The sequence below is a fragment of the Streptosporangium sp. NPDC048047 genome (assembly GCF_040653115.1).
Lineage (GTDB): Bacteria > Actinomycetota > Actinomycetes > Streptosporangiales > Streptosporangiaceae > Streptosporangium.
Genome location: NZ_JBEZNH010000109.1, coordinates 1 through 7372, shown reverse-complemented (window position 1 = coordinate 7372; position 7372 = coordinate 1). Strand labels below are relative to the sequence as shown.

Annotated in this window: 7 protein-coding genes; 2 read left to right on the top strand and 5 right to left on the bottom strand. The window is 72.9% G+C overall.

What is annotated here, in order from left to right:
* Nucleotides 1-59 precede the first annotated feature (59 nt).
* Genes AB0D67_RS38665 through AB0D67_RS38645 form a run of 5 tightly spaced genes read right to left on the bottom strand, consistent with a single transcriptional unit; the run spans nucleotide 60 to nucleotide 5056 of the window.
* Nucleotides 60-872 carry a serine hydrolase gene (locus tag AB0D67_RS38665; RefSeq protein WP_362947291.1) on the bottom strand — a complete coding sequence of 271 codons (813 nt, stop codon included), beginning with the start codon at nucleotides 870-872 and terminating at the stop codon, nucleotides 60-62.
* Nucleotides 869-2473 carry an amidohydrolase family protein gene (locus tag AB0D67_RS38660; RefSeq protein ID WP_362947289.1) on the bottom strand — a complete coding sequence of 535 codons (1605 nt, stop codon included), beginning with the start codon at nucleotides 2471-2473 and terminating at the stop codon, nucleotides 869-871. The genes AB0D67_RS38665 and AB0D67_RS38660 overlap by 4 nt, the downstream gene beginning before the upstream one ends.
* A complete protein-coding gene (locus tag AB0D67_RS38655; protein WP_362947294.1) occupies nucleotides 2470-3222 on the bottom strand; it encodes an amino acid ABC transporter ATP-binding protein in 753 nt (250 codons plus the stop codon). The genes AB0D67_RS38660 and AB0D67_RS38655 overlap by 4 nt, the downstream gene beginning before the upstream one ends.
* A gap of 23 nt (nucleotides 3223-3245) precedes the next feature.
* A complete protein-coding gene (locus AB0D67_RS38650) occupies nucleotides 3246-4184 on the bottom strand; it encodes an amino acid ABC transporter permease (protein ID WP_362947287.1) in 939 nt (312 codons plus the stop codon).
* On the bottom strand, nucleotides 4175-5056 hold the full coding sequence (locus AB0D67_RS38645) for an ABC transporter substrate-binding protein (RefSeq protein ID WP_362947284.1): 882 nt from the start codon (nucleotides 5054-5056) through the stop codon (nucleotides 4175-4177). The genes AB0D67_RS38650 and AB0D67_RS38645 overlap by 10 nt, the downstream gene beginning before the upstream one ends.
* 145 nt (nucleotides 5057-5201) lie before the next feature.
* Here AB0D67_RS38645 and lysA point away from each other — a divergent pair, with 145 nt between their 5' ends.
* Both lysA and AB0D67_RS38635 read left to right on the top strand, forming a co-directional pair.
* Complete coding sequence (lysA, locus tag AB0D67_RS38640; RefSeq protein WP_362947281.1) at nucleotides 5202-6482, top strand: diaminopimelate decarboxylase; 1281 nt, start codon at nucleotides 5202-5204, stop codon at nucleotides 6480-6482.
* A gap of 375 nt (nucleotides 6483-6857) precedes the next feature.
* The gene (locus AB0D67_RS38635; RefSeq protein WP_362947279.1) at nucleotides 6858-7058 is read left to right on the top strand and encodes an MbtH family protein; all 201 of its coding nucleotides are present in this window, start codon (nucleotides 6858-6860) and stop codon (nucleotides 7056-7058) included.
* Nucleotides 7059-7372 lie beyond the last annotated feature (314 nt).

The following is a 7372-nucleotide window of genomic DNA, read 5'->3' as shown; positions in this document are numbered from 1 at the left end:
CCGGTGATCACCATCATGGTCGTGGTGGTCATGATCAACGCGGTGAACTTCGTCGCCCCTCAGAGGGTGAGGCCCGCCAGGCGGCCGACGGCCAGGCCCGCCCGGCGGGCGCTCCGCACCAGGGCGTGCTCGCTCCCGGCGGGCCCGTTGGCCACCACGGCGTAGCCGATCCGCCGCTCCGGGCCGATCATGACGCCCACGTCGGCGCGCACGCCGGTGTCGGTGCCGGTCTTGTTGGCCACCCAGACCATCCCGCGCGGGGGCGCCACGGGGATCTCGCGGTCCTCGGGCTCGTGCGGCAGCAGCGCGGGCACCAGGCTCCGGTCGGTGTTGTGCGCCATCCAGCGCAGCATGATCCGGCTCCACTCCTCCGTGCCGTCGAGCCGGGCGGCGAACCGGGCCAGCTCGCCGGCCGTGCCGAGGGCGAAGGCCGGCGGGTGCGACGGCAGCCGGGGCTCGCGGATCCGGTCCAGGACGCGGGTGCGCGTGAACCCCAGCCCGGCGGCGGCCTCGGCGACCCGGTCCAGGCCGATGCGGCGCAGCAGCGCGTTGGTGGCGGTGTTGTCGCTCACCGAGGCGACCAGCACCGCGAGGTCCCCGGCCGTCCAGCGGTCGCCGGACAGCGATCCCAGCAGGCCGGAGCCGCCGCAGCGGTCGCCGGGGCGGATCTCCACGGGTTCGGCCGGATCCAGCGCGCCGGCGGCGATGTCCCGGGCCGCCGTGGCCAGCAGCAGCAGCTTGCCGGTGCTGGCCAGGACCAGTTCGGCGTCCTCGTGGCGGGAGATCAGGCCGGGCACGGACACCGCGACGGTGCCCGGCCCGTCCAGGTCCTCCAGGTCGTCTCTCATCAGGTCCTCCGCGTCGTCTGTCATACCGCCAGCACCGTCCCCGGCCGGGCGCCGGTCCCGGCGCCGTCGCGGACCACCGTCTCACCGGCGACGAGCACCGCGTGGACGCCCGCCGGCGGCAGCAGCGGGTCGGCGAAGGTGGCGCCGTCGGCGACCGTACCGGGGTCGAAGACGACCAGGTCGGCGTGGGCGCCGTCGGCGATCACGCCGCGCCCGGTCAGCCCGAACCGCGCCGCCGCCATGCCGGTCATCTTGTGCACCGCCGCGGGCAGGCCGAGCAGCCCCAGCTCCCGGACGTAGCGGCCCAGGACCCGGGGGAACGTCCCCGCCCAGCGCGGGTGGGGGCGGCCGCCGGGCTTGGGGACGCCGTCGGAGCCGATCATGGAGTACGGCGCCGCCAGCACCCGCCGCACGTCGTCCTCGATCATCGAGTGGCTGATGATGGTGACCTCGCCCTGCTCGGCCACGAGCAGGGCGGCGGCCACGTCGAGGGGGTCCTGGCCGCGGGCGGCGGCCAGCTCGGCGATCGTGTGCCCCTCCGTCTCGGAGTGGCGGGGCGCGCAGGCGACCGAGATGCGGTCCCACCCGCCGTTGCCGACGGTGTTCTCCCAGCCGGGCACGCCCTCGGCGATGGCCCTGCGCATCAGGTCGCGCTGGCCGGGGTCGGTCAGGCGCGCCGTGAGCGCGGCGACCCCTCCCTCGGAGGCCCAGGGCGGGAGCATCGCGGCCAGCGCCGTGCTCCCCGCAGTATAGGGATACACGTCACATGTGACATCTGTTCCCTCGGCGCGCAGCGCGGCGATCCTGGGCAAGGTCCGCTCGGTCCGCCCCCAGGCGTACTTCCCGGCGGTCTTGTGGTGGGAGACGTGCAGCGCCGCGCCGCTGCCGCGGGCGATCTCCACGGCCTCCTCCAGCGCCTCCTCCACCCGGGACATCTCGTCACGCAGGTGGGTGACGTACGGCTTGCCGTGCCGGGCGGCGACGGCCGCGAGCGCGGTCACCTCGCCGGTGCCGGCGTAGGTTCCGGGGGTGTAGATGAGGCCGGTGGACAGTCCCGCGGCGCCGGCCGCCAGGGCCCGGTCCAGCAGCGCGCACATGGTCTCCAGCTCGCCGGCGGCGGCGGGCCGGTCCACCGGGCCCATCACCCCCGAGCGCAGCGTGCCGTGCCCGACCAGCGAGGCCAGGTGGTTGGCGCGGGGCACGGCGGCTTGCGCGGCGGCGAACCCGCCGAAGTCCTCGTACATCCCGACGTCGCCGCCGAAGGAGACGCGGGTCTCGGCGCGCATCGCGGCCAGCCGTTCCGGCAGCGCGGGAAAGAGGCTGGAGCCGCAGTTGCCGCAGATCTCGACGGTGACGCCCTGCAGCACGGAGGCGCCGGCCAGGTCGCGGCCCGCCTCGCCGCCGATGAGGGTGACTCCGTCGGAGTGGGTGTGCACGTCGATGAAGCCGGGCGCGACGGCCAGGCCGGTGACGTCGCGGACCTCCCGGGCCCCGGCGCGGGAGCCGGGCGGCAGGACGGTGAGGCGGCCGGCGCGGACGCCGACGTCGGCGTGCCGGGCCGCATCGGGTCCGGCGGTGCCGTCGATCACCAGGCCGCCGGTCAGCAGCAGGTCGAGGCCGCTCACAGCACCTGCCCCAGGAAGGCGCGGAAGCGCTCGTGGCGGGGGGCGGCGAGCACCTCGCGGGGGTTGCCGCGCTCGACGACCACTCCCCCGTCGATGAAGATCAGGTCGTCGCCGACCTCGCGGGCGAAGCCCATCTCGTGGGTCACCACCATCATGGTCATGCCGCTGGCGGCCAGGTCGCGCATGACCGCGAGGACCTCCTGGACCAGCTCGGGGTCGAGGGCGCTGGTCGGCTCGTCGAAGAGCATCAGCTTGGGGTCCATGGCCAGACTGCGGGCGATCGCGACCCGCTGCTGCTGTCCGCCGGACAGCTGGGCCGGGTAGTGGCCGGCGCGGTCGGCCAGGCCGACGCGTTCCAGCAGCTCCATCGCGCGGACGCGGGCCCTGGCCCTGGGGACGCGCCTGACCACGACGGGGCCCTCCATGACGTTCTCCAGCGCGGTGCGGTGCGGGAACAGGTGGAAGCGCTGGAAGACCATGCCGATGTCCTGCTGCTGGCGGGACAGGGCGGCGGGGCCGAGGTGGTGCAGCCTGCCGTCGCGCTCGGCGTAGCCGATGAGGTCGCCGTCGACCCAGATGCGGCCGGAGTCGATGGTCTCCAGCCGGTTGACGCAGCGCAGCAGGGTCGACTTCCCGGACCCTGAGGGGCCGACGACGCAGACCACGCCGCCCTCGGGCACGTCCAGGCTGATGCCCCTGAGCACCTCGACCGAGCCGAAGCACTTGCGCACCGAGCGGATCCGCACCATGGGCCTGGCGCCGGTTTCGGTCGTCACGCGTTCCCCCTGCCGAACGGCCGCAGGTTGCGGCGGATCCTCGTCGGCAGCGCGTGGTGGCCGCGCTCGAAGCGCTTCTCGATGAAGTGCTGGCCGACGCTCGCGATGGTGGTGAGCACCATGTACCAGATGGAGGCCACGATCAGCATCGCGATGACCTCGAAGTTGCCCAGGTAGATGCGCTGGGAGACGGTCAGCAGCTCGGCTCCGGCGATGACCGAGACCATCGAGGTGGTCTTGAGCATCGAGATGAACTGGTTGCCGGTGGGCGGGACGATCACCCTCATCGCCTGGGGCAGCACGACCCGGCGCAGCACCTGCCGGTGCGACATGCCGAGCGACTCGGCCGCCTCGCGCTGGCCGGGGTCCACCGAGCGGATGCCCGCCCGGACGATCTCCGCCATGTAGGCGCCCTCGTTGATGCCGAGGCCGAGCAGGGCCGCGGTGAAGGGGGTGATCAGCTCGTTGGCCTGCCACTCGACCAGCTTGGGGCCGCCGAAGGGGACGCCGATGCCGAAGGCGGGGAAGACCAGGCCGATGTTGAACCAGAAGATGAGCTGGACCAGCAGCGGGGTGCCGCGGAAGAACCAGGTGTACAGGGCGGAGGCGCCCCGCAGGACGCCGCTGCCGGACAGCTGCATCACCGCGGCGAGGACGCCCAGGGCCAGGCCGATGGCCATCGACAGCACGGTGAGCTGGATGGTGACCCACAGGCCGCCCAGGACCCGGCCGTCGCCGAGGTGGGCGACGACGACGTCCCAGTGCAGGTTCTCGTTGACGATGATCGTGTAGGCGAGCCAGACCAGGACGAGCCCGGCGGCGAGCGCCGCGACCCACCGGCCGGGCCGGGGCGGGCGGATCGCGTCGATGGGCAGGTCGGGCTCCTGGCCGGCCGCGGTGTTCCCGGCGGTCCCGGGGCTCTGGGTCACTTCCACGGCTTGGTGTTCACCATGGCCTCGGGGACGGCGTTGGCGGCCACGCCGTACTCCTCCAGGATCTTCCGGTAGCCGCCGTCGGCGATCAGCTCCTGCATGGCCTTGGCCACGGCGTCGCGCAGACCGGTGTTGCGCTTGTCGATCGCGATGCCCCAGGGGCCGGCGTCGTACTGCTCGGACAGCACGTCGTACTTGCCGGTCTCCTTGGCGTACATCGCCGCGACGGGCGAGTCGACGATGGTGGCGACGGCCCGGCCGGAGTCGATGCTCAGCAGGCCGGTGGGGGCGTCCTCACTCTGCATGATCTTCATCTTGTCGGCGCACTTCTCGTCCTGGCGCTGGCCGATGGCGAGGTTGGAGCTGCCCTTGGCCAGTACGACGGTCCGGCCGCACAGGTCCGGAAGGGTCTTGATGCCCTCGGGGTTGCCCTTCTTGACCATGATGGCGCCGCCGGCGTTGAAGTAGTCGACGAAGTCGACGGCCGCGCGGCGCTCCTCGGTGTCGCTCATCGAGGACATCGCGATGTCCCAGTTGCCCGCCTGGAGGCCGGGGATGAGGCCGTCGAAGGCGGCGTTGGTCACCTTGGCCTTGAGGCCGAGCTTGGCGGCGATGGCGGCGGCCAGGTCGGGGTCGACGCCGATGAGCTCCTGGGTGCCCTTCTTGTACATCTCCATGGGCGGGTAGCCCTCCGAGGTCGCCATCCGGAGCTCGCCGGCCTTGCGCACCGCCTCGGGCACCAGGTCCTTGGCCGACTTGCCGGCCGCCGCCGCGGCGCCGCCCGTGTCGCTCCCCGACGACGAGCGCCCGCAGCCGCCGGCGAGTGCCGAGACGACCAACGCGGCAGCAACGACTGAATACAGGCGCTTTGTCACGGAACCTCCTGCTTTGCGAATAGTGCAGCTCATGCTGCCGACGGTGGATAACGGCCCGAACACACCTGAATGCTTGCGAGCCTGAGCCACGGAATATTCGATGCTCCGGCCGCACGGCCTCCGCCCGGCCCTACCGTCGTCACCCATGAGCCTGGTGATCGAAAGCGGCTGGCCGCGCACCGCGGAGTGGTCCGGCGGCGAGCTGCGCCTCGGCGGGATCGGCGTGCGCGACCTGGCCGCCGAGTTCGGAACGCCCGCCTACGTCCTCGACGAGGAGGAGTTCCTCACCCGCTGCGCGCTGTGGCGCGACGCCCTGCCCGACGGGGAGGTGCACTACGGCGGCAAGGCGTTCCTGTGCCCCGAGGTGGTGCGCTGGCTGGACGCCGCCGGGCTCTGCCTCGACGTGTGCACCGGCGGCGAGCTGGCCGTCGCCATGGCCGGGGGCATGGACCCGGCGCGGGTGGTCTTCCACGGCAACAACAAGTCCGTCGCCGAGCTGCGCCGCGCCGTCGCCTGGGGCGTCGGCTGCGTGGTCGTGGACTCCTTCACCGAGATCGAGCGGCTCGCCGCCCTGGCCGCGGGAGCCGGGACGCGCCAGCGGGTGATGATCCGCGTCACCCCGGGCGTCACGGCCCACACCCACGAGTTCATCGCCACCGGCGGCGACGACTCGAAGTTCGGCTTCTCGCTGAACGCCGGCCTGGCCGCCGAGGCGGTCCGCCGCGTCCTGGCCGAGGACTCACTGGAGCTGGCCGGCCTGCACTCCCACATCGGCTCGCAGATCACCGACCTCGGCGGCTTCACCCTGGCCGCCGGCCGGATGGCCGCCTTCCTGGCGGCCTGCGAGGACGGGCACGGCGTGACCATCCCCAAGCTGGACCTGGGCGGCGGCCTGGGCATCGTGCACCGGCCGGGCGACCCGGCGCCGCCGAGCCCCGCCGAGGTGGTCGCCGCGCTGCGCGAGGCCGTGCCCGCCCGGGTACGGCTCGCCGTCGAGCCGGGCCGCTCCGTCGCCGGGCCCACCGCCGTCGCCCTCTACGAGGTCGGCACCGTCAAGGACATCCCCGGCGTGCGGACCTACGTCAGCGTGGACGGCGGGATGAGCGACAACCCGCGCCCGGCGATGTACGGCGCCGCCTACACCGCCGTCCTGGCCTCCCGCGCCTCCGACGCCCCGCAGCGGCCGGTCACCGTGGTCGGCAGGCACTGCGAGAGCGGCGACGTGCTCGTCCGCGATCTGCCGCTGCCGGCCGACGTGCGGCCGGGCGACCTGCTGGCGATCCCCGCCTCGGGCGCCTACCAGCGGTCGATGGCCAGCAACTACAACCATGTGACCAGGCCGCCGGTGGTCGCGGTGCGCGACGGGGCGGCGCGGGTGATCGTGCGCCGCGAGACCGAGGAGGACCTGCTGCGCCTCTACGTCTGAGCGGGATCAGCCGCCCGGTCAGGGCCCGGCGCGGCGGCCGGGAACCCGCTCCCGGCCGCCGCGCCGCGTCCGGCCGGACGCGTGACCGGGGTCGCGGGCCGGGAGCCGGCGTAAGCGGGCATGCGGCGGCGAGGTACAGTCGATCATGGTCGTTCCCCCGTCTTCTACCGGTCATTCCCGGCATATCGGGATCTTGTGGTTTTCATCCGGCGCTGTCAAGGGTTGACAGCGCCGGAGCCTTGAACGGCATACTCCGGATTCGCACTGATCGATATCAGGGCACGCGTATCTGGCCATCGCCGGACCCTGCGTGGTACCACTGCGTCCGATCGGCCCGATGGCACGGACGACCACACCCGACGGCACGGAGTTCTCATGAGCAATCCGTTCGAAGACGAAGACGGCCGCTATCTCGTCCTGGTCAACGGCGAGGGGCAGCACTCCCTCTGGCCGGTCTCCATCGACGTCCCGGACGGCTGGGAGGTCGCGCACGGCGAGGACGACCGGCAGGGTTGTCTCGACTTCGTCAACGCGCACTGGACCGACATGCGGCCGCGCGGCCTTTCCGGAGTCTGAGCCGGCCGGACCCGCGCGTCCGCCCGGCATGCCACCCGTTCCCCCGGTCTCCACCGAGCCGATTTCCCACCCAGCCGATCTTCACCGGGCGCGGACCCGCGGTCCGCGGTCCAGGTCCGCGCCTCTCGGGCCATGAGAAGTCTCCCTCTCCGCAGGTCCATCGTCGTACCTAAAAGCCGGAGTTTTCATGAAATTTCCTTCTTTATCGGGCAATCTCGCCGAGCTGTTCGAGGCGCGGGTCGCGGCGGACCCGGACGCTGAGGCGGTCGTCTGCGGCGACCTGCGCCTGAGCGCGGCCGAGCTCAACGGCCGGG